Source organism: Clostridioides sp. ZZV15-6388 (assembly GCF_020657755.1).
Classification (GTDB): Bacteria; Bacillota; Clostridia; order Peptostreptococcales; family Peptostreptococcaceae; genus Clostridioides.
Map to the genome: position 1 here is coordinate 1 of NZ_JAGWCU010000001.1, position 24,581 is coordinate 24,581.

Genomic DNA, 24,581 nt, shown 5'->3' on the forward strand with positions numbered 1-24,581 from the left:
GTTTTTAATAGAAGATATTTAGAATATAGAAAGTTCATTTACTTAACTGAGAAAACTATAAAGCGTGTTATATTGAATATAAAATAGTATAATATATATTGTGTAAGATAATTAATATGAAAACATACAAATATAGAAAAAAGTTTGTTTAGAATTACAACTAATAGGTGTATTAATGTAATACTAATTTATTGGAGGTCTAAAAATGAAGTACATAGTAAAGAGAGATGGGACAAAAGAACTTTTTAGTAAAAGTAAGATTGAAGATGCTGTCTATAAGGCTAGTATAAATAGTGAAGGTGGAGTAGACAGAGATTTAGCATATGATATATCTAGAAAAATCGCTAATGATTATAATTCTATGGAGAAATGCTTATCTGTAGAAGAAATCCAAGATATAGTTGAAGTATTACTTATGGAATCAAATAGAAAAGATATAGCAAAACACTACATATTATATAGAGAAAGGCGTTCAGAAATAAGACATAAGGCTTGGGAGTTTGATGAATTACAAAAATCAATATGGAAAAATAAGTATAGACATAATGGAGAAAGTTTTGATGAATGGATAAAGAGAATTTCAAATAACAGTCCAAGGATATCAAAGTTAATAAGACAAAAGAGATTTTTATTTGCAGGTAGAATTTTAGCAAATAGAGGTTTACATAAAGAAGGTAAAAAAGTAACTTATTCTAATTGTTATGTGATAGAGCCACCAAAAGATAGTATAGAAGATATTTTTGACACTGCAAAAAAACTTGCTAGAACTTTTAGTTATGGTGGAGGGGTTGGAATTGATATTTCAAAATTAAGACCCAAAGGTGCAAAAGTAAATAATGCTGCAAAATATACAACTGGAGCAGTGTCTTTTATGGAACTTTATAGCATGACAACAGGTTTGATTGGTCAAAGAGGTAGAAGAGGAGCTCTTATGATTTCTATGGATGTAAATCATCCAGAAATAGAGGAATTTATAGATATAAAAACCGATTTGGAGAAGGTTACTAAAGCAAATATTTCTGTAAGAGTAACAGATGAGTTTATGCAAGCTGTAAAGGAAAAAAAACTGTATAATTGTACGTTTGAAGTTGAAACTACTGGAGAAAAAATAGTTAAGATAGTAAATGCATATGATTTGTTTAATAAGTTTGTTAAAAATAACTGGGATTATGCAGAACCAGGCATATTATTTTGGGATAAAATAAAAACATATAACCTTATGAGTGAAGATAAGGACTTTTGTTTTTCAGGGGTAAATCCTTGTGCAGAAGAGCCACTTCCAAGTGGAGGAAGCTGTTTGCTTGGCTCAATAAACTTATCAGAGTTTGTAATACAACCGTTTGGGGAACATGCTACCTTTGATATTAATAAGTTAAAATCTTGTGTTAGAGAAGCTGTGGTAGCTTTAAATGATGTATTGGATGAGGGATTAAATTTACATCCATTACAAGAACAAAGGGATAGTGTCTACAAATATAGACAGATAGGCTTAGGTGTAATGGGTATTGCTGACATGCTTATAAAGATGGGGATAAGATATGGTTCTGATAAATCTTTAGAATTGTGTGATTTAATTGGTAAAACTATGCTTAACGAAGCTGTAAAACAATCAGCTTTAATTGCTAAAGAATATGGGACATTTAGTGAGTATAAATATGAAAATATTTCTAAATCTAGATTTTTTATAGAAAACTTAAATGATGATACTAAAGAGATGGTTAAAAAGTATGGGCTTAGAAACTCACAACTCTTAACTATACCTCCTACAGGTTCTATATCTACAATGATAGGTATTAGTGGAGGAATAGAACCTATATTTAATCTTTCATATATAAGAAAAACTGAAAGCTTACATGATGAAGATGTGTACTATAAAGTATATACTCCAATAGTTAAAGAATATATGGATAAAAAAGGCATTACAGATGAAGAATGTTTACCAGATTTTTTTGTTACTGCTATGAATATAGGATATGAAGAAAGAATAAATATGCAAAAAGTATGGCAAAAGTATATTGATGCTTCTATATCATCTACAATAAATATACCTTTTGAAACTACAATTGAAGATGTTTTTAACATATATGTTATGGCATGGGAAGCTGGTCTTAAGGGAGTGACAATATTTAGAGATGGATGCAAAAGGAGTGGAATCTTAATAAATGAAAAAAAAGAAGAAAATAATAAAGAAAATAACAAAAAAGAAGATAATAAAAAAGAATCTTATAAAAATAATAAAGAAGAAAAAGATAATAAAGAAGAAAAATCCAAAGAATTAAAAAATAAAAATTTTGAAGAAGATGAAAAGTTTGTATGCCCTGAGTGTGGAAGTGAAGGAATTGCACACACAGGTGGATGTAGTATATGTTTAAAATGTGGATATAGTGGATGCAATTAAATTCTAAGTTAGTGGATTCTTAATATGTTTAAGACAATAATATTTTTACAGGTGAAAGATGAGGGGATAGTATGCAGAACAAAAGTGTGAGGGAGATTAAAGAAATAATTGAGACTTTAGAAGTTGAAAAGTATATGGAATATATAGAAATATTAAGAGTGGATGAAAGAAAATCTGTTCAAAGTCTGGCTATAAAGCTTGCCAAGAAGCTGGACAATATTAGAAAAGAAGCAGAAAGATTAGAAACTATAAATATGTTTGAAAATGAAGGATATAGTAAAGGCTATTTATATATTGGAGGAATTGATGAAGCTGGAAGAGGACCACTTGCAGGTCCTGTTGTGGCTTCAGTTGTAATGTTTAAGCAAAATACAAAAATAGAAGGCGTAAATGATTCTAAGAAACTAAGTGAAGCAAAAAGAGATGAGCTTTTTGAAGTAATAAAAAAAGAAGCATTAGATTATGGAATAGGGATAGTAAATAACGAAGAAATAGATGAATTTAACATATTAAATGCCACATATATGGCAATGAAAAAAGCAATAAATTATTTAAAACAAACACCAGATTATTTACTTGTTGATGCAGCGACAATACCAGGAATTGATATAGTTCAAAATCCAATTATAAAAGGAGATTCAAAATCTATATCAATAGCAGCAGCAAGTATATTGGCGAAGGTTACTAGGGATAGTATAATGTATCAATATGATAGAGTATATCCAGAATACGGATTTAAATCTCATAAGGGATATGGAACAAAAGAACACTATGAAGCTATTGAAAAACATGGGATAACTCCTATACATAGAAAAAGCTTCTTGAAAAATATACTGTAAACATAATGTGATATAATATATACGATATAAATTACTATAATTAATGGGGGATTAGAGATGGATTATAATGAACTATTAAAAAATGCTAGAGAAAATTTAAATGGAAGTTGTAAAGTTTGTAAAGTTTGTAATGGAGTTGTCTGTGCAGGTGAAGTACCTGGTATGGGAGGTAAAGGAAGTGGTTCTTCTTTTATAGAAAATAGTAAGAGCTTAGAAAAAGTAAAAGTAAATATGAGAGTAATACATGATGTTTCAAATCCTGATACATCTATAGAAATATTTGGTAAAAAAATGAGTTCTCCTATATTTGCAGCTCCAGTAACAGGAACTACTTTAAATATGGGTGGAAAAATAAATGAAAGAGATTACATAGAACCAGTAGTTGCAGGATGTGCCAATAGTGGTATCTATGCAATGGTTGGAGATACAGCAGTAGATGCATTTTTAATGGAAAATTTAGATGTAGTTAAAAAGTATAATGGTGCTGGAATTGTATTTATTAAACCTTGGGACAATGAAAATATTATAAAAAAGATAAGACTAGCTGAAGAAGCTGGAGCGTTTGCAGTTGGAGTTGATATAGATGCTTGTGGTTTAGTAACTTTATCGCTACATGGAAAACCAGTGCTTCCTAAAAACATTGAGCAAATAAAAGAATTAGTTAAATCTACTAAATTACCATTTATATTAAAGGGAATAATGACTGTAGAAGATGCATTAATGGCAGTTGAAGCAGGTGTAGATGCAATAGTTGTATCAAATCATGGAGGAAGAGTACTAGACTGTACACCAGGAGCATGTGAAGTTTTACCAAAGATTGCTGAGGCTGTTAAAGGTAAAGTTACAATACTTGCAGATGGTGGAGTTAGAACAGGATTGGATGTATTAAAAATGATAGGTCTAGGGGCAGATGCAGTATTAATAGGAAGACCTTTTGTAACAGCTTCATTTGGTGGAGCAACTGATGGTGTAGAAACTTATGTAAATAAACTTCAATCAGAATTAAGTGGTTCTATGATATTAACTGGATGTCAAACTATAAAAGATATTGATGGAAAAGTTATATACAAATAAATTTTTATACAAAAAAGAGGAAAAATCATTTTAATGTAGAATAATTGTACAAAGGGGGAATTTATATGAGTAAAAAAGCTTATGAAGAAGCCTTAGTAGAATTGGAAAAATTTATTGATGAAAGAAAACAAATAGTTAAAAGTGCGGAGGAATGTATTGATAAGTACATAGTTGACAGAACGCTACCTTTTGATTACAAAGATAAATGTGTGGAATGGCAACAAGAGTTACTTGACACTCTAGAAGCACAGATTTTAGAAGCAAATGAATTAAATGTATTATTAAAAGAAAAAAAGGAACTTGAGGAAGATTAGGTTTTGTTGACCAAGTGTAAATCAGTAATATGATTTACACTTGGTTTTTTTAGGAAATCTAAGTTAAAGTATGGTAATAAATATGATTAATCTAAAAAATAAAACCAGTCTTCAAGACTGGTTTAATTATTACTTTTCGGATTTAGAATATGTTTTTTCATTTCTTCCAATACGATTGTATAAGATTTACATTGAGCAGCAGCTAATTCCGACAAAGCAAATCTCTGAGCTTTATTTAGAAAGTCCTTATCTGTACTACATAATTGTTTTGAACAATCTTGTATCATAAGCATCTTAATTAATTTTACAATCTCAAAGACATCTCCTGAATGAAATTTATCATGGTATAATTTAAGCCGTTGCTTTCTATCAAAAATCCATATACCATCTATTTTATCAATTGATTGGATAAAATTATCAACTTCATTTTCGTTCATAATTGGACGTACACCAATCTTGTCAGCATTCAAAACGGGAATCGAAATTTTAAGAGTGCTATTGAAAATGACAGTTAATTCATAGTATTTCTGCATATGTTTATTTATTTCCTTTGTTACAATATCACTTACATAACAGGCTCCTTCTTTTGGATACATCACACTTTCACCAATATTATACATATGTTAGTTATACCTCCAAACTGAATTTTAGATATTGCAATTGGGGTACAATGCTTTAATTATCTAATAATTAATATTATATCATAAAACTATTGACAAGTCAAAGGTATTAATATATAATAATAAGTTTATCATCAAAGATAGATAAAACTGACTATAAAAATATAATATAAAATGATTTAAAATATTGAAATATTATGTTAGTATTGTATAAAATTATAGACTAACTATATTTAGTAATTATTAGTTTTTTGCAAAATCTCTTAATTTAAAACTTCCAGCTGTTACAAATACTATTCCAATAAGTATTAGAACGATTACATTTATTAAGATACTATCATTGATTCTAAGGGCATTTATAGTCCAGTAAAAAGGTGTAAGCTTTGATAGATTAGTCATAAATGATAATTCACTCATTGATGGTATCAGACTAGATATAGATATAGCTAAACCTATTAAAGAATAAAATGTAGTTACAAGGCTTATAGAACTTTCATTTTTAAATACTCTAGCTATCCAAAATACAAATCCAGTGGAAACAAAACTATTTGCTAGTACAATCATTAATATGTTTGGGGTTAATTTAAAATCCCCAACAAATGTAAGGCATCCAAGTATTACAGTGTATAAAATTGCTTGAATAAAAAATAACCCTAAGAGTATACTAAAAATTATTTTTATATCTTTATGTTTTGTAGAAATAAGTCTCCTTAAAACATTTGATTTTTTTAATGTAAATAAGTCAGAGGCAAGATACGCTGCGTTAATATACATAAAATAACATATTAAGAAAACTGTTAAAAATGAATCTGTGTTTTTATCAGGCTTATTATCAACTATACTTGTTTTAGTTAATTTTTCATCCATATTTTTATCTATTTTTGATTTTAAAGAATTATTGATAAAAGATTCTATTTCTGATTCTGCCCAAAGACTACCACCACCATTTTCAGTTTTGAAACATTTAACAGCAGGTCGTTTTAAGTTATCTATGTCAGTTGAAAAGTTTTTGCCCAAAACAAATACTGCAGAAACTTTATTATTTTTTAGTAAGTTCATAGCCTTATCTTCTTCATTTAATCTAAATGTGTTTTCCTTTAGCTTTGAATTATTTATCAATTTATGTTCATATTTTCCTGAAGAGTTAGAGACAACTGCTACTGGAGAAAAATACATTGATTGATTGTCTGATTTACTAGAAAAAAGGTTAAGAGAAACAATTAATATAATAGGAATCATGACCATACTAGCTAAAAGAGAAGGATTTTTTATATATCTTTTTATATTTGCAAGAATTAGTCTAATCATTATTAAATCTCCCTCCATTTATATTTTTCTTTTACAATAGAGAGTATAATCAATATTGTAGAAATAATTAAGCATGTTACAATTAAATTACTTATTGAATTTAAAGTCTTGAAACTTTCATAATCACTATACAGAGTTCCTATTAAATAAGTTGGAGATAAACTTACAAACTTACTAAAAGCTTCACTTACCATGTTAAAAATACCTCCAAAAATTGTTTGTAAGAAAAGTAATATATAGACTATGAATGTACCATATTTTTTACTAAAAAAACTAGTTACAAAAGTAGATATAGAAGTCATAAAATATGACGATATAGCACATATTAAGGTTAATGTGGTAAGATTACCTTTAAATGTTATTCCAAGTATCCTAAAGAATAAAACATATAATAATAGAAATATAAATGAATAAATCCATAAACCTACAAAGTCGTAAATTAAAAACTGTACTCTAGTTATAGGCATAGAATAAAGTCTTTTTGAAAGCCCTTTTGATTCACCTATATAATTTGATAAAATATTATTCATTATAAAAATTATTACAAGGAATCCTAATGAAACTAAAGCAAAGTATTCATATGAGTTTTGTTCAGTATCACTTTTTATTATAGAATTGGCAATAGAACTCTTATTAAACAACTTAGAAAACTCTTCTGAACTTAGTTTTTGAGAATTATTTAAATATAATTTTTCATGATAAGTATTTAATATATTTTGAAGTAGTACTGCTATGTCATCTCTAGTTCCAAGTTTTTCTATACTTAAAGTATTTGATTTTTCCTTTAAAATATTGTTTTCGTATCCTTTAGGTATTGTAAGTTTTAAATCTGCATCAGAATAATCTTTCTGTATTTTTAATACAGAAGATAAATCATCTTTTAAATAATTTGTCAAATTATTTGATAATTTGGAGTTATCTTTATCATATACAACAATTGACATAGGTTCTGTTTTTATAGGATTTTGAAACATATCTTCTGTTACCATTCCAAGGAACCCAGCTAAAAGTAGAGGTAGAGCTAAGAAATATATCAAATTAAGCATGAATGAGCTTTTCAGACCTTTTAACATAGTTTTTACACTTATATATAATTTCATAAAATCACCCCCATTAGTCTCTTAAATTTTTACCTGTTAGATTTAAGAATACATCTTCTAAACTAGGTTCTTCATAAGAGATACGTATTACTTTTGAATTGTTTTTGTCAACAGCAGAAAGTACATCTGTTAACTGAAAGTTTTTATCTACATCTAATGTTACTACTGAAGTATTTTCTAAAACAGATATAACACCTTTAATATTTTTTAAATTAAATATAAGTTGAGCATTTATATTTTTTATTTCCATAATTAATTTTGTATTTGTAGATACTATTGATTTTAGGTAATTATTATCCCCAAAAGCAACTTCTTTACCTTCATCCATAATAAAGATTTTAGAACAAAGATGTTCAACCTCTTCCATATAATGAGATGTATATATAATAGTAGTTTTTTGCTTTTCAGATATATCTTTTATAAAATTAAAAATGTGATTTCTTGATTGAGGGTCAACACCTACAGTTGGTTCATCTAATATTAATATTTTAGGATGATTTAAAAGTGCTATCCCAATATTTAATCTTCTTTGCATACCACCAGATAATTTTTTCACTTTTTTCTTTTTAACTTCAGCTAGACCTGTAACTTCCAAGGCTTCATTGATTCTCTCTTGAAGCAACTTACCCTTTAATCCATAAAAAGCTCCAAAGTATTCTAAGTTATCAAAAGGAGTTAGTGTTTCCATAACTGCTAACTCTTGTGGAACTAATCCTATTATGGATTTTGCACTCATAGGATTTGCTGACAAATCTACACCATTTATTTGAATATTACCGCTATTTGGTAAAGTAAGATTGGTAATTATATTTATAAGTGTAGATTTTCCAGCACCATTTGGGCCAATAAGCCCAAATATTTCCCCCTCTTTAACAGAAAAACTAATGTTATCAAGTGCTAACTTATCATTAAATCTTTTTGTTATATTATTTACTTTAACTATATCCATAAAAATCCCTCCCAAAATGTTTTTGTGTAATTTAAAAATCTATAATATTATAATAAAGAATTATTAGGTGTATTTCTATTACTATAAGTCACTAAAAAAAGTGACTTAAGTCACTTTATAGTTTTAGCTTTATTATAAGTTAAGTTTTTGAAAATTTTGTTTATAGTTTAGACTTTCTATTGACATACTATATTACAATTTTATTTTTGAAAGCAAATATAGCCAATTGAGTCCTATCTCTAAGCTCCAATTTACCTAAAATATTAGTTATATTATTTTTTATGGTACCCTCAGATAAAAATAATTCTTGACTTATTTCTTTATTACTAAGTCCATGTGCAATTAATTTAATTATGGATATTTCTTTTTCAGTTAAATTATATATATTAGAAATATGCTCATGTTCAACAGTTTTTTCAGCTGACATGATTTTTTCAGCTACATTTTTGTCAAGTACAATATTGCCAAAAAATGAAGAGCGTATCCCCTCATGCAATACTTCATCAGAGCTGTCTTTTAAAAGGTAACCTGAAGCTCCAAACTTCATTGCATCTTTTATATACTCATCATCATTAAAGGTAGTTAAAATTAATAGTGCTATTGACTCATCATATTCTTTTATAAGTCTTGTACCTAAAACACCATCACAAATATTCATTCTAATGTCCATAAGAACAACATCTACATCATTTGACTTACAAAATTCTAAAGCCTCATATCCATTAGAGGCATCTCCAATTATCTCCAAATCATCATAAGATGACAATATAATCTTAAGACCTTTCCTAATTAATTTTTCATCATCAACTATAAGAACTTTGATTTTACTCAAAAAAATCACCCCCTAAAAATTTGGGAAAAGAAGCTCTAATTGTAAATCCATCATTGTGATTATCAAATTCAACTTTTCCATTTAGTTCATATATTCTTTCGCTAATACTGTTAATTCCATTTCCTTTTTTTATATTTTCACATCCTATACCATTATCACTAATCGTAATTATAAGATTTGAAGGATTAAATGTTATAAAAATTTTGATTTCACTTGCTTTTCCATGTCTTGATGCATTGGAAAGCGATTCTTGAATAAGTCTATATAAAGCTATAGACTGAGCTCTAGATAGGCTCCAAGTGTTTTTTGATATAGTTAGTCTTACATTAATATTTGTAAGCTTAATAAAGCTTTTAATTAGTTCTTTAATTTTAAACAAATTTTGATAATTTTCATATTCAATAGGCTTTAACTCAGAGATAGCTCTTCTAACATCTTGAAAACTTTCATTTACGAATTCTCTAAGTTCATGTACTAAATCAGATACTTCGGGCTTATCATTTAAGAGCTTTTCTATGGCACTTAACTGTATTATTGTTGTAGAAAGAGAATGTCCAACACTATCGTGTATTTCTCTAGATATTCGGTTTCTCTCTTTTAAAATGGCTAGTTCTTCTATAGAACTTGCATAAATTTCTAAATCAGAATTAGATTTTTTTAATTTATCTTTAGAAATTCTAAGTTTATCATAAAGGCTTTGATTGTATAGTTTAGATATATTTTCACTTTCTATATATATAGAAAGTATAGATATAATCAATAATATTGAACTTGATTCCAAAGCTAGATACAAGTTTTTATCTAAACTAATAATAAAAGAAGATACTATAATGAAAAACAATAATATGTATTTGTATTTTTCATTTATAAAAAATGATATGTCCAAAATTAAAGGAACAAAGTAAAGTGAATTAAAAGTCTTTGTATAATTATACAATATAAAAATTAAGATAAGCTCTAAAAAATAAGAAATAAGTACAATTCTATTCTTGTTTGATAAAGAAAAAAATCTGACTTGATTATTTATTATAATTAGAAATAATATTATTATTGTCATAATTGAATACATTGTATTTTCAGCATTGTTTAGATAACTTACAATCAATATAAATAGGGATAAATATCGTATAAAAGTAACTAATTTTTTTCTGTTCATTAAAAACATTCCTCCATAAAAATAAACTTTCCTTATGAAAACTAGAATAATATCATAAAAGAATAAAGTCAATAGAGGTATCTATTAATATTAATGAAAATAAAATCAATCTAAAAAATTTGAATAGTTAAATTGTATACTGACCATAATCAAAAAGTAAAAATCTAATGTATTGGAGTAAAAAATGAATAACAAAGAAAAAGGTGATTTTGGAGAAGAAGTAGCAATTAATTATTTATTGTCAAAAGGTGCAAAACTACTAGAAAAAAACTACAGATTAAAGATTGGAGAAGTAGATATAATAGTAAGGATGGATGATGAGATTGTATTTGTAGAAGTAAAATCAAGGTCTAATTTAAGGTATGGTTATCCTTGTGAATCTGTAAATTTCAAGAAGAGAAAAAAGATAGTTGAGATTGCTAAATACTATATCACAAAAAATAATTTACATAATATTCCCATAAGGTTTGATGTTGTAGAAGTTTATTTATCAGAAAAAAGAGTAAATCACATAATGAATGCTTTTTAAGAAAGATAAAGTTTTGGAAAGGATTATTATATGTTAAGTATTATTAATTCAAGTAATTTAATAGGAATTGAGAGTTTTCTAGTAAAGGTTGAGGTGGATACAAGTAATGGTATACCTAGCTTCAATATTGTTGGGCTTCCAAGTAAAGAAATTAAAGAGGCGAGAGAGAGAGTTAAATCAGCTATTAGCAACAGTGGATATAAATTTCCAAATACAAGAATTGTTGTAAATTTATCACCAGCAGATATAAAAAAAGAAGGTGCTTTTTTAGATTTATCAATAAGTATAGGTCTTTTAAGAGGATTAATAAAAAAGGATGAAAATTATATAAGAGAAAGTATGTTTATAGGAGAATTATCATTAGATGGAAAAATAAGAAAAGTAAGAGGTATATTACCCATAATTATAGGTGCAAAGACCCAAAATATAAAACGTATTTTTATACCAGTTGACAATATAAAAGAAAGTCTATTTATAGAAGAAATTGATATAATACCTATTAAAAGTTTAAAAGAATGTATAGGTTTTTTAAACGGAGAAATAAAAGTCGATAAAGAAAAAATAATGTCTTTTTTAAATGAAGAAATAGAAACAAATAGTAACTATACATATTGTAAATATCCTGAATTTTATGATACAAAAGAAAGCAAATATGATGAAGATTTTAATGATGTTAAAGGAAATTATTTTATAAAAAGAAGTGCAGAGATAGCTGCTGCTGGAAATCATAATATGCTTATGATTGGGCCTCCAGGCTCAGGTAAAACAATGATTGCAAAAAGAGTAGTAACAATTTTACCAGATATAAGTGTAGAAGAGATGATAGAGGTAAGTAAGGTTTATAGTGTATTGGGTATGATAGATGAAAATAAAGGCATAATTGATAAAAGACCTTTTAGGGCTCCTCATCATACGACTACAAAGCAGTCTTTAATTGGAGGAGGAACAGATGCAAGACCTGGAGAAGTAGCACTAGCACATAGAGGTATTTTGTTTTTAGATGAAATCGCTGAATTTGATAGGAAAATCCTTGAGACTTTGAGACAACCTATAGAAGATGGGTATGTAAATATATCTAGAGTAAAGTACAGTACAAAATATCCTTGCAGAGTGTTACTAATTGCAGCTATGAATCCATGCCCATGTGGTTATTATATGTCAAATACAGAGTGTAGATGTAGGAGTAATGAAATTAATAAATACATAAATAAAATATCAGGACCATTATTAGATAGGTTTGATATTTTTGTAGAAGTAAATACTGTAAAATATGATGATTTAAATTCATCAAAACAAGAAGAAAGTTCTCAAAAAATAAAGATAAGAGTAGAAAATGCTAGAAAAATACAAATAAATAGATTTAAAAAAGATAATATAAAAAATAATAGTGAAATTAAGGTCTCTAATTTATTAAAATATTGTAAATTAGAAAAAGAAGCTTCAAAAATGGCTAAAGTAATATTTAATAAATATAATTTAAGTAGTAGAAGTTATACAAAACTTTTAAAGATGGCAAGAACAATAGCTGATTTAGAAGGAATAGAGTTGATAAATTCACAATGTATTATAGAAGCTTTTTCATTTAGAAGAGCTTATTATAGTTATTTTAAATAAGTTTTTGAGGTGTATTTTATGGAGAAAAAAGATATCTATTTATGGTTAAAATCAATTAGTGGAATAACAACAAAAACAATTGAAATAATAGAAAATGATATAGTAAATATTGAAGATATATTTGATTTTTCTGAAAAAGAAATATATAATTTAAAAAATATAAGCTTGAATATTAGAAAAAATATAGTAAAATATAGAGGTCACGCTTATTTAGAAAATATAAAAGAACTACTTTACAAAAAAACAATTAAATATATTTGCCAATATGATGAAGAATATCCTGAAAATTTGAAGAATATATACAATGCTCCAAAGTTATTATTTTACAAAGGTGACATAAGTTTAGCTAATAATAATTTTAATATAGCTATAGTAGGTTCAAGAAAGCCTACAGCTTATGGAATTAGTTGTGCAAAAACAATGAGTTGTCAATTGTCCCAATATGGAGTTAATATAGTAAGTGGATTAGCCATAGGAATAGATGCATATTCACATATAGGTTGTATGAATGGAAAATCTAAGACTATAGCAGTGCTTGGGTCAGGAGTAGACAACCCTCTTCCAAAACAAAATTTACATTTATCAAATAAAATATTAGAAAATGGGGGACTATTATTATCAGAGTATAATATTAATTCAACAGTAGCTCCATACAATTTTTCTAATAGAAATAGAATTATTAGTGGATTAAGTGATGGAGTAGTGGTTGTAGAAGCCGCAATACGAAGTGGTGCATTAATAACAGTAGAGTTTGCTCTTGAACATGGGAAAAATGTTTTTGCGGTACCTGGTAATATAAATTCTCAAATGAGTAGAGGATGTCATAAAATTATAAAAGAAGGTGCGAAATTAATTGAAAATATAGATGATATTTTGAATGAGTATAACATATTTAATATTATCGATAAAAAAATAAATCAAAAATATGATAATATAAGTTTAAATGCCAAGTCTAAGCAAATAATTGAAGCTATAAAAAGAGAAGGAAGCTTGCATATAGATAGTATTTGTGATTATACTGGTATAGAAATAAAGTATGTAAATTCAATAATCAATGAATTAGTACTAAATGAGTTAGTAGTAGAGATGAATAATAAAACGTACAGTTTAAATGTATAAATTAAGATTAGGTAGTGGGGGTGTGTGGTTTTATGGCCAAAACATTAGTCATCGTAGAATCGCCTGCAAAAGCTAAGACTATAGAAAAATTTTTAGGTAAAAGTCATTATACAGTGAAAGCATCAGTTGGTCATGTCAGAGATTTGCCTAAAAGTAAATTAGGTGTAGATATAGAAAATAATTTTGAACCTCAATATATAAACATACGAGGAAAAGGCGACGTAATAAAAGAATTAAAAAAAGAAGCTAAAAAATCTAAACAAGTGTATCTAGCAACTGACCCCGATAGAGAAGGTGAAGCTATATCATGGCATTTAGCTCATATACTAAATTTAGATGAATCTGATGATTGTAGAATTGAGTTTAATGAAATAACTAAAGATGCAATTAAAAAAGCAATTAAGCATCCTAGAAATATTGATATAAACTTAGTAGATGCACAACAAGCTAGAAGAGTATTGGATAGACTTTTAGGATATCAAATAAGCCCTATATTATGGCAAAAGGTTAGAAAAGGGCTTAGTGCAGGTAGAGTACAATCAGTAACAACAAAATTAATTTGCGATAGAGAAAAAGAGATAAAAGCGTTTATTCCAAAAGAATATTGGACAATAGATGTTGAAGCAAAGACAGCAAAAGATAAAGATATAACTTTAAAATTTTATGGCAAGAATGATGAAAAAATTGAATTAGAAAATGAAGATGCTGTTAATGAAATACTAAAAGAAATGGAAGGAAAGGATTTAAAAGTTGAAAAGATAGAATCTAAATCAAGACGTAAATCAGCTCCAAAACCATTTACAACAAGTATGCTTCAACAAGAAGGTGCAAATAAGTTGTTTTTTACTACTAAAAAAACAATGATGATAGCACAAGAACTATATGAAGGTATAGATATAGAAGGCGAAGGCACTGTTGGTCTTATATCATATATAAGAACTGACTCTAAGAGAATATCTGATGAAGCAAAAGAAAAAGCTAAGGATTATATAATAAGTGACTTAGGTGAGAATTACTATAAGAATTCTGTAGAGAAAAAAGAAAAACCAGATACTAAAAAGGTTCAAGATGCACATGAGGCAATAAGACCAACTTCCGTTGATAGAACTCCTGATAGTATAAAAGCTTCATTGAGTAAAGACCAATATAAGCTATACAATTTAATTTGGAGAAGATTTATAGCAAGTCAAATGGAGGATTCAGTATTCGATATACTAAATGTAGAATGTAAGGCTGGAGATATTGTATTTAAAGCTACTGGTTCAAAAATGAAATTTGATGGATATACTAAGGTATACAATTTTTCAGAAAGAGAAGATAAGATTCTACCAAGTATAGAAAAAGGAGATATATTAAGTATAGAAAATATATTGCCAGACCAACATTTTACACAACCACCAGCAAGATATACAGAAGCTAGTTTGGTAAAAACATTGGAAGAGCTGGGAATAGGTAGACCAAGTACGTATGCTCCAACAATAGCTACTATATTAAATAGAGAATATGTTGAAAAGCAAGGCACAAGTCTATGTCCAACAGAACTTGGAATAATAGTTACTGATATTTTAGAAAATAATTTTCATAAATTTATAGATGTAGATTTTACTGCTGATATGGAAAGCAAGCTTGATGTTATAGAAGAAGGAAATACAGATTGGAAAGAAATTGTATCTGAAGCATATGCACCACTTAAGGAAGCGATTGAAGAAGCACTTGAGAATATAGAAAAAATAAATATGGATGAAGAAACTGATGAAATCTGTGAAAACTGTGGTTCTAATATGGTTATAAAATATGGTAGATTTGGGAAGTTTATGGCTTGTAAAAACTATCCTGATTGCAAAACGACTAGACCAATTATGAATAAAATTGGTGTTAAATGTCCAAAATGTGAAGAAGGAGAAATTATCCTTAGAAAATCTAAAAGAGGGAAAGCTTTTTATGGATGTTCTAATTATCCAAACTGTGACTTTGTAGCTTGGAATAAGCCAACAGGAGAGTTTTGTGAAAAGTGTGGTTCATATATGGTTGAAAAAGTGACTAAATCTGAAACGAAAACAGTATGCTCCAATAAAGAATGCAACAAAGAGTCAAAAGAGCATAATGACGGAAAAGAGTGAAAATTGAAAAAAATCACATAATTCTCTTGAAAAAGGTTCCAAACTATGATAATCTTTCAAGTGTAAACAACTAATATAAAAATAAATTTTCATTAAGAGTGAGAATAATATTAGAAAATATAAAGGTTATTAAAAGGCCTAAATTTCATGAGGAGATGATTAAATGGCAAGTGAAGTATTACAAAAAACAAGAAAAATAAATAAAACATTACAAACAAGTGGTGGAAGTAGTGTCTCTTTTGATTTACTGGCCGGAGCATTAGGAGATGTATTAAATTCTAATGTTTATGTAGTAAGTGCAAAAGGTAAAATTCTAGGGCTTCATTTAAATGACATTGAAGATAGCTCAGTTATAGAAGACGAATATACTAAGCAAAAAAAATTCTCAGAAGAATATACTCAAAACTTATTAAAAATTGATGAGACACTAGAAAACTTAAATGGTGAGAAGATATTGGAGATTTTCCCTGAAGAGCAAGGAAGATTACAAAAATATACTACTGTAGTACCAATACTAGGAAGTGGACAAAGACTTGGAACATTAGTACTTTCAAGATATTCAATGTCATTTAATGATGATGATTTAGTGATAGCTGAATACAGTGCAACTGTTGTTGGTCTTGAGATATTAAGAGCAATAGGTGAAGAATTAGAAGAAGAAATGAGAAAAAAAGCTGTAGTTCAAATGGCAATAGGCACTCTGTCCTACTCCGAGCTTGAAGCAGTTGAACATATTTTTGCTGAATTAGACGGTAAAGAAGGCTTACTTGTAGCAAGTAAAATAGCTGATAGAGTTGGTATAACTAGGTCAGTTATAGTAAATGCACTTAGAAAATTTGAAAGTGCAGGTGTGATAGAATCAAGATCATTAGGTATGAAAGGAACTCATATAAGAATACTTAATGATAAACTTACAGATGAATTAAAAAAATTAAAAAACAATCAATAATCTAAATTTTATAGATTGTGATTAGAAAAGGTATCTATTTCAAATAGATACCTTTTTTAGACGGATTATTGGGATAATAATCATTAAATACTTTTTTTAGAATAGGAGTGGGAATATGCCTTTAGCAGATAAAATAAGACCAAAAACAATGAATGATGTAATAGGTCAAAGTCATATAATTGGTAATGGAAAAATACTGTCTAAGATATTACAGACTAATTTTTTACCAAATATGATATTTTTTGGTCCACCTGGTGTTGGAAAAACTACTGTAGCAGAAATTATCGCAGAAAAAAGCAATAAAAATTTTTATAAAATAAATGCCACTAATTCATCACTAGAAGATATAAAAAAGGTAATAGCAGAACTTGGAAGTATAAATAATATAAATGGGGTTTTACTATATATAGATGAGATACAAAGTTTTAATAAAAAACAACAGCAGTCGATATTAGAATTTATGGAAAATGGTAGTATAACTTTGATTGCTAGTACTACAGAAAATCCATATCATTATGTATATAAAGCTCTTCTAAGTAGGTCGACTATATTTGAATTTAAGCCTTTAGAAAAATTAGATATAGAAAAAGGATTAAAAAGGGCAATTGAAGTTTTAAATGAAGATAGTTATATGGATATTGAATGTAATAATGATGCTATTGAGGATATAGCTATTATATCTGATGGAGATATGAGAAGAGCCTTAAATGCTTTAGAAGTAGTAGTTTATTCAACTAAACCAAATAAAGATAACATAATCTATATAGATTCAGATGTAGTAAAAAAATCTACATTTAATAAAATTATAAACTATGATAAAAATGGTGATAGTCACTATGATATTTTAAGTGCATTTCAAAAATCTATAAGGGGAAGTGACCCACAGGCATCCATACACTATTTAGCAAGACTTATAAAAGGTGGAGATTTAATAAGTATCTGTAGGAGACTTTTAGTAATAGCTAGTGAAGATATAGGTTTAGCTTATCCAAATGCAGTTGTTATTGTAAAAGCGTGTGTAGATTCAGCTATGCAACTTGGATTTCCTGAAGCAAAAATACCATTAGCAGAAGCTACTATTCTTTTAGCTACATCACCAAAATCTAATTCTGCATGTATGGCAATAATGAAAGCATTAGATGAATTAGATAGAGAATTTGTTAAAGACATACCAAATAGTATAAAAGATGCTCATTACTCTGGTTCTAAAGATATAGGTAGGGGATGTGGATATAAATATCCTCATAACTTTAAAAATCATTATGTAAAACAACAGTATTTACCAGATAGCATAAAAGATAGTATTTACTACATACCACAAGAAAACAAAACTGAGAAAAATATAAAAAAATATCTAGAGTATTTAGATAGCGATTTTTAAGTTGAATTTTATGTATCGGGGGTAGATATTATGATTATAAAACTTAACTCAAGTTATCATAGTAGAGTTATGAAATATTTAAAAAAAGAACCTGAGTACAATTTATTTATAATAGGGGATATTGAAAGATATGGATATAGAAATAACTTTTTAAATTTATGGGCAGATATAGGTTTAAATGGTGAAATCAGAGCAGTACTACTCAAATACTTTGAATTTATGATGTTTTATTCAGATGGAGAGTATGATGTTGAAGGATTTTATGAATTGCTTTGTGATACTGATTACGAAGAAATTTCTGGAAAAATAAGTGCTGTAGATGCTTTAGCAAAGCGATTAGGACTTAATAATTTAAAAATAGTTGATTTTTGTAAGCTTCAAACTAAAAAATTTTTAGTTGATAATCATTGTAATGAAAAGGTCAAGAGAATTAGACTTGGAAATCTAAAGAAAACAGTTAGGCTTTATGATTTAATAGATGAATTCCACAGTACAACTTTAGATAGTTTAAAAAATGGTTTAAGAACAGGTAGAGGATATTGTATAGAGATTAACAAAGAAGTGGTATCAATGGCAAAGAGTACATCAGAAAATAGGACTCATGCAATGATAATTGGCGTAGGTACACATCCTAAATATAGAGCTAGAGGGCTTGCTACAAAATGTTTAATTAAACTATGTTCAGAACTTTTAAGAGAGAATAAAATGCCTTGTTTGTTTTATGATAATGAAGAAGCTGGAAAGATATATAAAAAATTAGGATTTGAAGACATTGGAAAATGGGGGATTTATTCAAAATAAAAAAATTAAAATTAATCTTGACAAAATTAGTAGGGTATAATAAAATTATGTTGAAAGTAATTCCTACTAAAACAGTATGAATTAGATTTCTATATAGAGGTGATAATGTATGAAGTTGTCTACTAAAGGTAGATATGGACTAAAGGCAATGTTTGAATTAGCATTAAATCAAGATAATGGTCCAGTGTCATTAAAATTTATTGCTAAAAAGCAAAAAATATCGGACCAGTACTTAGAACAAATATTTTCATCTTTAAAAAAATCGGGTCTAGTAAAAAGTGTAAGAGGTGCTCAAGGAGGGTATTTGCTCTCAAAAAATGCTGAGGATATAACAGTAGGAGATATACTTGTAGTATTGGAAGGTCCAGTTGCATTATCTGACTGTGTACTAGATGAAGATGTCTGTGAAAACTCAAACATGTGTGTAACAAAAATAGTTTGGGAAAAGATGAAAAAGGGTATAGAAGATGTTATAGATTCGATTACTCTTAAAGATATGATAAATGACTATAACAAAAATAAATTAGAAAATGATATAACAAATATAACTATAAAATAGATTTGGAGATGAATGTAATGGAAAAAAGAAGATTGTATATGGATTATTCTGCAACAACACCTGTTAAAAAAGAAGTATTAGATGCAATGATGCCATACCTAACTGATTATTTTGGTAACGCATCTAGTTTTCACACATTCGGAAGAGAAGCAAAAGATGCTTTAGATAAAGCAAGAGAACAAGTAGCAGCCCTTATAAATGCTGAACCTAGTGAAATATATTTTACAGCAGGTGGTTCAGAAAGTGATAACTGGACATTAGAGGGTGTAGCTTATGCTAATAAAAATAAAGGTAATCATATAATAACTTCAAAAATAGAACACCATGCGATACTTCATACATGTGAATATTTAGCAAAACATCATGGATTTGAAATAACTTATTTAGATGTTGATAGCGAAGGAAAAATTGATTTAAAACAATTAGAAGATTCAATAAAAGATACTACTATACTAATAAGTATAATGTTCGCAAATAATGAAATAGGAACTATACAACCTATTAAAGAAATATCTGAAATAGCTAAAAAACACAATATATTATTCCATACTGATGCAGTACAAGCTTCAGGTAATATTCCAGTAGATGTTAAAGAACTAGGAATAGATTTAATGAGTATGTCTTCACATAAAATATATGGACCAAAAGGTGTTGGAGCTTTATACATAAGAAAAGGTGTAAGACTTCATAACTTTGTTCATGGTGGAGCACAAGAAAAAAGCAAAAGAGCAGGTACAGAAAATATACCTGCAATAGTTGGATATGGAAAGGCAGCAGAATTAGCTAAAGCAAATATGCAAAACCATGTTGAGACTTTAACTCGTCTTAGAAATAAGTTAATAGATGGTGTTTTAGAAAGAATACCTTATACAAGAATAAATGGTAGTTTAGAAAATAGATTGCCAGGAAATGCAAACTTTGCATTCCAATTCATAGAAGGTGAAGGAATACTTTTATTATTAGATATGTTAGGAATTGCTGGTTCAAGTGGTTCTGCATGTACTTCTGGTTCATTAGACCCTTCACATGTACTTCTTGCAATAGGTTTACCACATGAAATAGCACATGGTTCATTGAGACTTACAGTTGGAGATTTTACAACAGATGATGATATAGATTATATATTAGAGAATTTACCAAAAGTTATAGAAAGACTTAGAAGTATGTCACCACTTTACGATGATGCAAAGAAGCAAGGATTAGTAAAATAGACAAAGAAGATAAGACACAAAAAGTAGGCATAAATTAATGTAGGAGGAAAAAACAATGCAATATAGTGATAAAGTTATGGAACATTTTATGAACCCAAGAAATATGGGAGAAATTGAAGATGCAAGTGGTGTAGGTGAAGTTGGAAATCCTACATGTGGAGATATAATGAAGATATTTTTAGACATAGAAGGAGACATAATAAAAGATGTTAAGTTTAAAACATTTGGCTGTGGTTCAGCTATAGCAAGTTCTTCTATGGCAACTGAAATGATAAAAGGAAGAACTATAAAAGATGCATTAGACCTTACAAATAAAGCTGTTGCTGAAGCTTTAGATGGTTTACCACCAGTAAAAATGCACTGTTCAGTTTTAGCAGAACAAGCTGTAAAAGCAGCACTTATAGACTATGCTAAAAAGAATAGTATCCATATACCAGAATTAGATGGATATGTTATAGATGATGCTCATGACCATGATATTGAGGAAGAAGAATAAGATAAGGAATAATTTTCCAAAAAAAAGTTTAAAATCATTTTAAAAAAGTGTATAATGGTATAGTAAGATGAAAAATAGCCGTTTTAAAGAAAACGGCTATTTTTTATTGTACAAACTACCATTCTAGCCCGTTTTGAAAATCAATCAAATAATAAAAAAATATACACATCCATAATATTTAAACATTAAAAAATATAAAAAATCTCAACAAATCAATTGTTTACAAGGATTTCATATACAAATATACTTTTAAAAAATTTTACTTAAAAATGCTATTTTCTTTAAAAAGGCACATTTCAACTAAATACAATATTAGGGGGAACAGTTATGAAAATACCAAAGAGGATAGCAGCAATACTTACTATATCATTAGTAGTTAGCAGTGCGACAGCAGGCATGTCAAGTGCTCAAACAAACAGTGATACACTTAAAGGTTCAGGTCGATGGGAAACTGCTATACAAATAAGTAAAAAAGGATGGGATACATCTAAAAATGTAATATTAGTTAATGACAATACTATAGTAGATGCATTGACTGCAACTCCTTTTGCTGGTTCTAAAAATGCACCAATTCTTTTGACACAAAATAATAAATTAGATGATAGGACTAAAGCAGAAATAATAAGGTTAAAAGCAGAAAAAGTATATTTAATAGGTGGGACAAAAACTTTAGGTTCAGAGGTAGAGACACAATTAAAATCATTAAAAATTGATACAGAAAGAATCTCAGGAAATGATAGATATCAAACTTCTTTAGAAATAGCTAAAAAATTAGATGAGTCTCTTGGAAGAAAAGCAAGTAGTAATATTTCAGAGATAGTTGTAGTTAATGGAGAAAAAGGTTTTGCTGATGCAGTAAGTGCAGGAGCTATTGCAGCTCAAAATAAAATGCCAATAATTCTTTCTAGTCCAAAAGATGGAATAAAACAATCAAGTCAATTTATAAAAGATAAAGGTATAAAGACATCTTATGTAATAGGAGGAGTGCAGTCAATTTCGGAAGTTACAAAAAATACTTTACCTAGTCCTAAGAGATTATCAGGAAATGATAGAAATGAAACTAATGCGGCTGTTATAAGTGGATTATATAGTTCAAAAGAGCTGAAAAATGCGTATATAACAAAAGATGGTATGAATAAACAAGGAGACCTTATAGATTCATTAGCAGTGGGTTCATTGGCGGCAAAAAATAATTCACCAGTAGTTTTAGTTGGAAATAAATTAAATAAAGAACAAGAAAAAGTATTAAATACTAAGAGCTTAAAAACAGTTACACAAGTTGGTGGTTCAGGCAATGAGACTGCTTTCTCTGAGATAAAAAAATCACAATCTACAACAACATATGAAGTTAAAAATGTAGAAGAGTTAAAAATAGCTTTAGCTAAAGCTGATGCAAATGATGTTATAAATATTAAGCCATCAGGAACTATATCAAATGATTTATCATTGAGTACTAATAATTCAATTTCTGTAAATTTAAATGGTACATATACAGGTACGATAGTAGTAACTGCTCCAAATGCAGATATAGTAAATAAAGGTACAATAAATAAAGTTTTGGTTAAGGATAGTAGAGGTGGAACAATAATAAATGAAAGTGGAGCAAAAATAGAAAAAGTAGAAATACAAAATAATTCTAGCAATGTTGTAGTGAAAAACAATGGAAAAATAACAAACATAAAAAATGATGCTACAGGAACAAATATAAAAAATGAAGGAACAATAACTGACAAAGTAGAAGGTTCTCAGACTCCAAGTGTAGATGGCACTAAACCAGGTGGAAGTTCATCTGGAGGCTCTTCATCAAGTGGAGGAAGTTCAAGTGGTGGTTCATCTGTAAAATATAAACTGATAACATCAATAACAGAACTTGATAATTCAATAAAAGTACAAAATGTAGAAAATGGAACGGAATTAAGTAAATTAAACTTACCAAAAGAGTTATCAGCAACTGTGTCTGGAGTAGCTAATACAAAAGTAGGAGTAACTTGGAAAAGTACACCAGAATATGCTAGCCAAGTAGCAGGAAAGTATATATTTAGTGCAAGCTTATCAAGTGGATATAAGCTTGCAGAAGGAGTATCACTTCCAAGTATTACAGTAACAGTAGCTGAACCTGTTAAAGTGGAGACAATAAAGGTTACTGATACTGATACATTAGAAGAAGCACTTGCTTTACAAGAAGATGGTCAAGTGTGGGAAATAAGTGGACAAATAGATGTTAAAAAGCCAGTTGTTATAGATAAAAAAATAATTATAAAGGGTATTAATGATGCTGAATTGAAAAAAGTTGTAGAATTTGCTGATACTAAACCAGGCTACGAAAATATAGTAACAATAGACAAAAAAGATGGTGTAAAAATAAACAATCTAAAAGTAACAGGTTTAGATTCAGACAAATTAAACAAATCAGGAATGCATGTTTATTTATCACAAAATGTTGAATTAAACAATGTAACTTTAAATAATAATAAAGGTGCAGGTTTAATAGTAAATGGTTCATCAGTAATAGCTTCAAATCTTGTAACAAGTGGAAACGGATGGTATGGAGTCAATGTAGAATATGTAAAAGATGATGGAATTGTAAATGAAACTAATGCAAAATTAGATTTAATAGGTGACTGCGATATAAGTGAATATACTCCAATAAAAACTGATAACTATGATAAAGATAAAGTGATTGTTAATGGATATGGAGATTGTACATTATCACAAGATTCAAAAATTGCTACTTGGGGTAAAGCTTCTATTACTATAAATGAAAATAATGATATAGCTAATATAACGGAAGAAAATAAAATAGATGAGGATGGAAATGGTAGCATACCTAAGTTTGAAAGTGTAGATGGTAGAACGCCTGTAAAGATTACACTAAATAAAGGCAAAAATGATTATAATAATGTAAGAGTTAAAATAAAACCAGAAGATGATTCAGCAGACTTAGGTGGAATACAACTAATTGCTAAGGATAGCAATGGAAACTGGTTTAACATAGTAAACACAGGATGGGGACCAATGGAAGGTTTTCCATTGCAAGATGCAACAACAGAAGTTTATCTAGTTGGAAATAAAGAAGGTACTTATAAGGTTAAAATAGAACTAGTTGATGTTAGTAATTCTAATAATATAATAACAGAAACAACAGCGTCAGTAATAGTAGTTAAATAAATAGAAAATCACTCTTAAATCTTTTAAAATTACTTAATAACATT

The 24,581-nt window shown here is 28.2% G+C and carries 21 protein-coding genes; 15 read left to right on the forward strand and 6 right to left on the reverse strand.

The features are described 5' to 3' along the window. The first annotated feature begins 205 nt into the window (after window positions 1–205). From KGF48_RS00005 to KGF48_RS00020, 4 genes are all read left to right on the forward strand, one after another. Complete coding sequence (locus KGF48_RS00005) at window positions 206–2,398, forward strand: adenosylcobalamin-dependent ribonucleoside-diphosphate reductase (protein ID WP_227867612.1); 2,193 nt, start codon at window positions 206–208, stop codon at window positions 2,396–2,398. 71 nt (window positions 2,399–2,469) lie between these two features. Continuing rightward, window positions 2,470–3,237 (forward strand): ribonuclease HII, encoded by a 768-nt coding sequence (locus KGF48_RS00010; RefSeq protein WP_227867613.1) that lies wholly within the window; start codon window positions 2,470–2,472, stop codon window positions 3,235–3,237. Window positions 3,238–3,294: 57 nt separating this feature from the next. Next, entirely contained in the window at window positions 3,295–4,311 is a 1,017-nt protein-coding gene (locus KGF48_RS00015) for an alpha-hydroxy-acid oxidizing protein (RefSeq protein ID WP_227841104.1), read from the forward strand. 65 nt (window positions 4,312–4,376) lie between these two features. Continuing rightward, on the forward strand, window positions 4,377–4,625 hold the full coding sequence (locus tag KGF48_RS00020) for a hypothetical protein (protein WP_227827159.1): 249 nt from the start codon (window positions 4,377–4,379) through the stop codon (window positions 4,623–4,625). 122 nt (window positions 4,626–4,747) lie between these two features. On the opposite strand, the gene KGF48_RS00025 is transcribed toward KGF48_RS00020, so the two are convergent. The 6 genes from KGF48_RS00025 to KGF48_RS00050 all read right to left on the reverse strand — a co-directional run bounded on the left by KGF48_RS00025 (window position 4,748) and on the right by KGF48_RS00050 (window position 10,590). Beyond that, window positions 4,748–5,245: a CarD family transcriptional regulator gene (locus tag KGF48_RS00025; RefSeq protein ID WP_227841105.1), complete on the reverse strand. Its 498-nt coding sequence runs from the start codon at window positions 5,243–5,245 to the stop codon at window positions 4,748–4,750. A 243-nt stretch (window positions 5,246–5,488) separates the two neighbouring features. Further along, window positions 5,489–6,553: an ABC transporter permease gene (locus tag KGF48_RS00030; protein ID WP_227841106.1), complete on the reverse strand. Its 1,065-nt coding sequence runs from the start codon at window positions 6,551–6,553 to the stop codon at window positions 5,489–5,491. A gap of 2 nt (window positions 6,554–6,555) precedes the next feature. Next, entirely contained in the window at window positions 6,556–7,653 is a 1,098-nt protein-coding gene (locus tag KGF48_RS00035; protein WP_227867614.1) for an ABC transporter permease, read from the reverse strand. Window positions 7,654–7,666: 13 nt separating this feature from the next. Further along, entirely contained in the window at window positions 7,667–8,602 is a 936-nt protein-coding gene (locus tag KGF48_RS00040) for an ABC transporter ATP-binding protein (protein ID WP_227867615.1), read from the reverse strand. 187 nt (window positions 8,603–8,789) lie between these two features. Further along, window positions 8,790–9,434 (reverse strand): response regulator transcription factor, encoded by a 645-nt coding sequence (locus KGF48_RS00045; protein ID WP_227841109.1) that lies wholly within the window; start codon window positions 9,432–9,434, stop codon window positions 8,790–8,792. Further along, a complete protein-coding gene (locus KGF48_RS00050) occupies window positions 9,427–10,590 on the reverse strand; it encodes a sensor histidine kinase (protein WP_227861107.1) in 1,164 nt (387 codons plus the stop codon). Before KGF48_RS00050 ends, KGF48_RS00045 begins: the two co-directional genes overlap by 8 nt. Window positions 10,591–10,774: 184 nt before the next feature. Here KGF48_RS00050 and KGF48_RS00055 point away from each other — a divergent pair, with 184 nt between their 5' ends. The 11 genes from KGF48_RS00055 to KGF48_RS00105 all read left to right on the forward strand — a co-directional run bounded on the left by KGF48_RS00055 (window position 10,775) and on the right by KGF48_RS00105 (window position 24,537). Further along, the gene (locus KGF48_RS00055; RefSeq protein WP_227827166.1) at window positions 10,775–11,119 is read left to right on the forward strand and encodes a YraN family protein; all 345 of its coding nucleotides are present in this window, start codon (window positions 10,775–10,777) and stop codon (window positions 11,117–11,119) included. Window positions 11,120–11,149: 30 nt separating this feature from the next. Next, window positions 11,150–12,733 (forward strand): YifB family Mg chelatase-like AAA ATPase, encoded by a 1,584-nt coding sequence (locus tag KGF48_RS00060; protein ID WP_227867616.1) that lies wholly within the window; start codon window positions 11,150–11,152, stop codon window positions 12,731–12,733. Window positions 12,734–12,751: 18 nt separating this feature from the next. Next, entirely contained in the window at window positions 12,752–13,852 is a 1,101-nt protein-coding gene (gene dprA, locus KGF48_RS00065; RefSeq protein ID WP_227867617.1) for a DNA-processing protein DprA, read from the forward strand. Window positions 13,853–13,884: 32 nt separating this feature from the next. Beyond that, window positions 13,885–15,972, forward strand: coding sequence for a type I DNA topoisomerase (gene topA / locus KGF48_RS00070; protein ID WP_227840394.1), 2,088 nt, complete (start codon window positions 13,885–13,887; stop codon window positions 15,970–15,972). Between the two features lie 163 nt (window positions 15,973–16,135). Beyond that, window positions 16,136–16,921, forward strand: coding sequence for a GTP-sensing pleiotropic transcriptional regulator CodY (gene codY, locus KGF48_RS00075; protein WP_227827170.1), 786 nt, complete (start codon window positions 16,136–16,138; stop codon window positions 16,919–16,921). A gap of 115 nt (window positions 16,922–17,036) precedes the next feature. Beyond that, window positions 17,037–18,302: a replication-associated recombination protein A gene (locus KGF48_RS00080; protein WP_227827171.1), complete on the forward strand. Its 1,266-nt coding sequence runs from the start codon at window positions 17,037–17,039 to the stop codon at window positions 18,300–18,302. A gap of 30 nt (window positions 18,303–18,332) precedes the next feature. Then, a complete protein-coding gene (locus KGF48_RS00085) occupies window positions 18,333–19,103 on the forward strand; it encodes a GNAT family N-acetyltransferase (protein ID WP_227867618.1) in 771 nt (256 codons plus the stop codon). A gap of 109 nt (window positions 19,104–19,212) precedes the next feature. Continuing rightward, window positions 19,213–19,662: an RrF2 family transcriptional regulator gene (locus KGF48_RS00090; RefSeq protein WP_227827173.1), complete on the forward strand. Its 450-nt coding sequence runs from the start codon at window positions 19,213–19,215 to the stop codon at window positions 19,660–19,662. A 17-nt stretch (window positions 19,663–19,679) separates the two neighbouring features. Continuing rightward, window positions 19,680–20,873, forward strand: coding sequence for a cysteine desulfurase NifS (gene nifS, locus KGF48_RS00095; RefSeq protein WP_227827174.1), 1,194 nt, complete (start codon window positions 19,680–19,682; stop codon window positions 20,871–20,873). Window positions 20,874–20,928: 55 nt separating this feature from the next. Continuing rightward, a complete protein-coding gene (nifU, locus tag KGF48_RS00100) occupies window positions 20,929–21,369 on the forward strand; it encodes a Fe-S cluster assembly scaffold protein NifU (RefSeq protein WP_227840395.1) in 441 nt (146 codons plus the stop codon). A 327-nt stretch (window positions 21,370–21,696) separates the two neighbouring features. Continuing rightward, a complete protein-coding gene (locus tag KGF48_RS00105; protein ID WP_227867619.1) occupies window positions 21,697–24,537 on the forward strand; it encodes a cell wall-binding repeat-containing protein in 2,841 nt (946 codons plus the stop codon). Window positions 24,538–24,581: the final 44 nt, after the last annotated feature.

Bases quoted from the DNA above. Each gene is read 5' to 3' on its own strand.
- KGF48_RS00005 (WP_227867612.1), top strand. From the start codon at position 206: ATGAAGTACATAGTAAAGAGAGATGGGACAAAAGAACTTTTTAGTAAA.
- KGF48_RS00010 (WP_227867613.1), top strand. From the start codon at position 2,470: ATGCAGAACAAAAGTGTGAGGGAGATTAAAGAAATAATTGAGACTTTA.
- KGF48_RS00015 (WP_227841104.1), top strand. From the start codon at position 3,295: ATGGATTATAATGAACTATTAAAAAATGCTAGAGAAAATTTAAATGGA.
- KGF48_RS00020 (WP_227827159.1), top strand. From the start codon at position 4,377: ATGAGTAAAAAAGCTTATGAAGAAGCCTTAGTAGAATTGGAAAAATTT.
- KGF48_RS00025 (WP_227841105.1), bottom strand. From the start codon at position 5,245: ATGTATAATATTGGTGAAAGTGTGATGTATCCAAAAGAAGGAGCCTGT.
- KGF48_RS00030 (WP_227841106.1), bottom strand. From the start codon at position 6,553: ATGATTAGACTAATTCTTGCAAATATAAAAAGATATATAAAAAATCCT.
- KGF48_RS00035 (WP_227867614.1), bottom strand. From the start codon at position 7,653: ATGAAATTATATATAAGTGTAAAAACTATGTTAAAAGGTCTGAAAAGC.
- KGF48_RS00040 (WP_227867615.1), bottom strand. From the start codon at position 8,602: ATGGATATAGTTAAAGTAAATAATATAACAAAAAGATTTAATGATAAG.
- KGF48_RS00050 (WP_227861107.1), bottom strand. From the start codon at position 10,590: ATGAACAGAAAAAAATTAGTTACTTTTATACGATATTTATCCCTATTT.
- KGF48_RS00055 (WP_227827166.1), top strand. From the start codon at position 10,775: ATGAATAACAAAGAAAAAGGTGATTTTGGAGAAGAAGTAGCAATTAAT.
- KGF48_RS00060 (WP_227867616.1), top strand. From the start codon at position 11,150: ATGTTAAGTATTATTAATTCAAGTAATTTAATAGGAATTGAGAGTTTT.
- dprA (WP_227867617.1), top strand. From the start codon at position 12,752: ATGGAGAAAAAAGATATCTATTTATGGTTAAAATCAATTAGTGGAATA.
- topA (WP_227840394.1), top strand. From the start codon at position 13,885: ATGGCCAAAACATTAGTCATCGTAGAATCGCCTGCAAAAGCTAAGACT.
- codY (WP_227827170.1), top strand. From the start codon at position 16,136: ATGGCAAGTGAAGTATTACAAAAAACAAGAAAAATAAATAAAACATTA.
- KGF48_RS00080 (WP_227827171.1), top strand. From the start codon at position 17,037: ATGCCTTTAGCAGATAAAATAAGACCAAAAACAATGAATGATGTAATA.
- KGF48_RS00085 (WP_227867618.1), top strand. From the start codon at position 18,333: ATGATTATAAAACTTAACTCAAGTTATCATAGTAGAGTTATGAAATAT.
- KGF48_RS00090 (WP_227827173.1), top strand. From the start codon at position 19,213: ATGAAGTTGTCTACTAAAGGTAGATATGGACTAAAGGCAATGTTTGAA.
- nifS (WP_227827174.1), top strand. From the start codon at position 19,680: ATGGAAAAAAGAAGATTGTATATGGATTATTCTGCAACAACACCTGTT.
- nifU (WP_227840395.1), top strand. From the start codon at position 20,929: ATGCAATATAGTGATAAAGTTATGGAACATTTTATGAACCCAAGAAAT.
- KGF48_RS00105 (WP_227867619.1), top strand. From the start codon at position 21,697: ATGAAAATACCAAAGAGGATAGCAGCAATACTTACTATATCATTAGTA.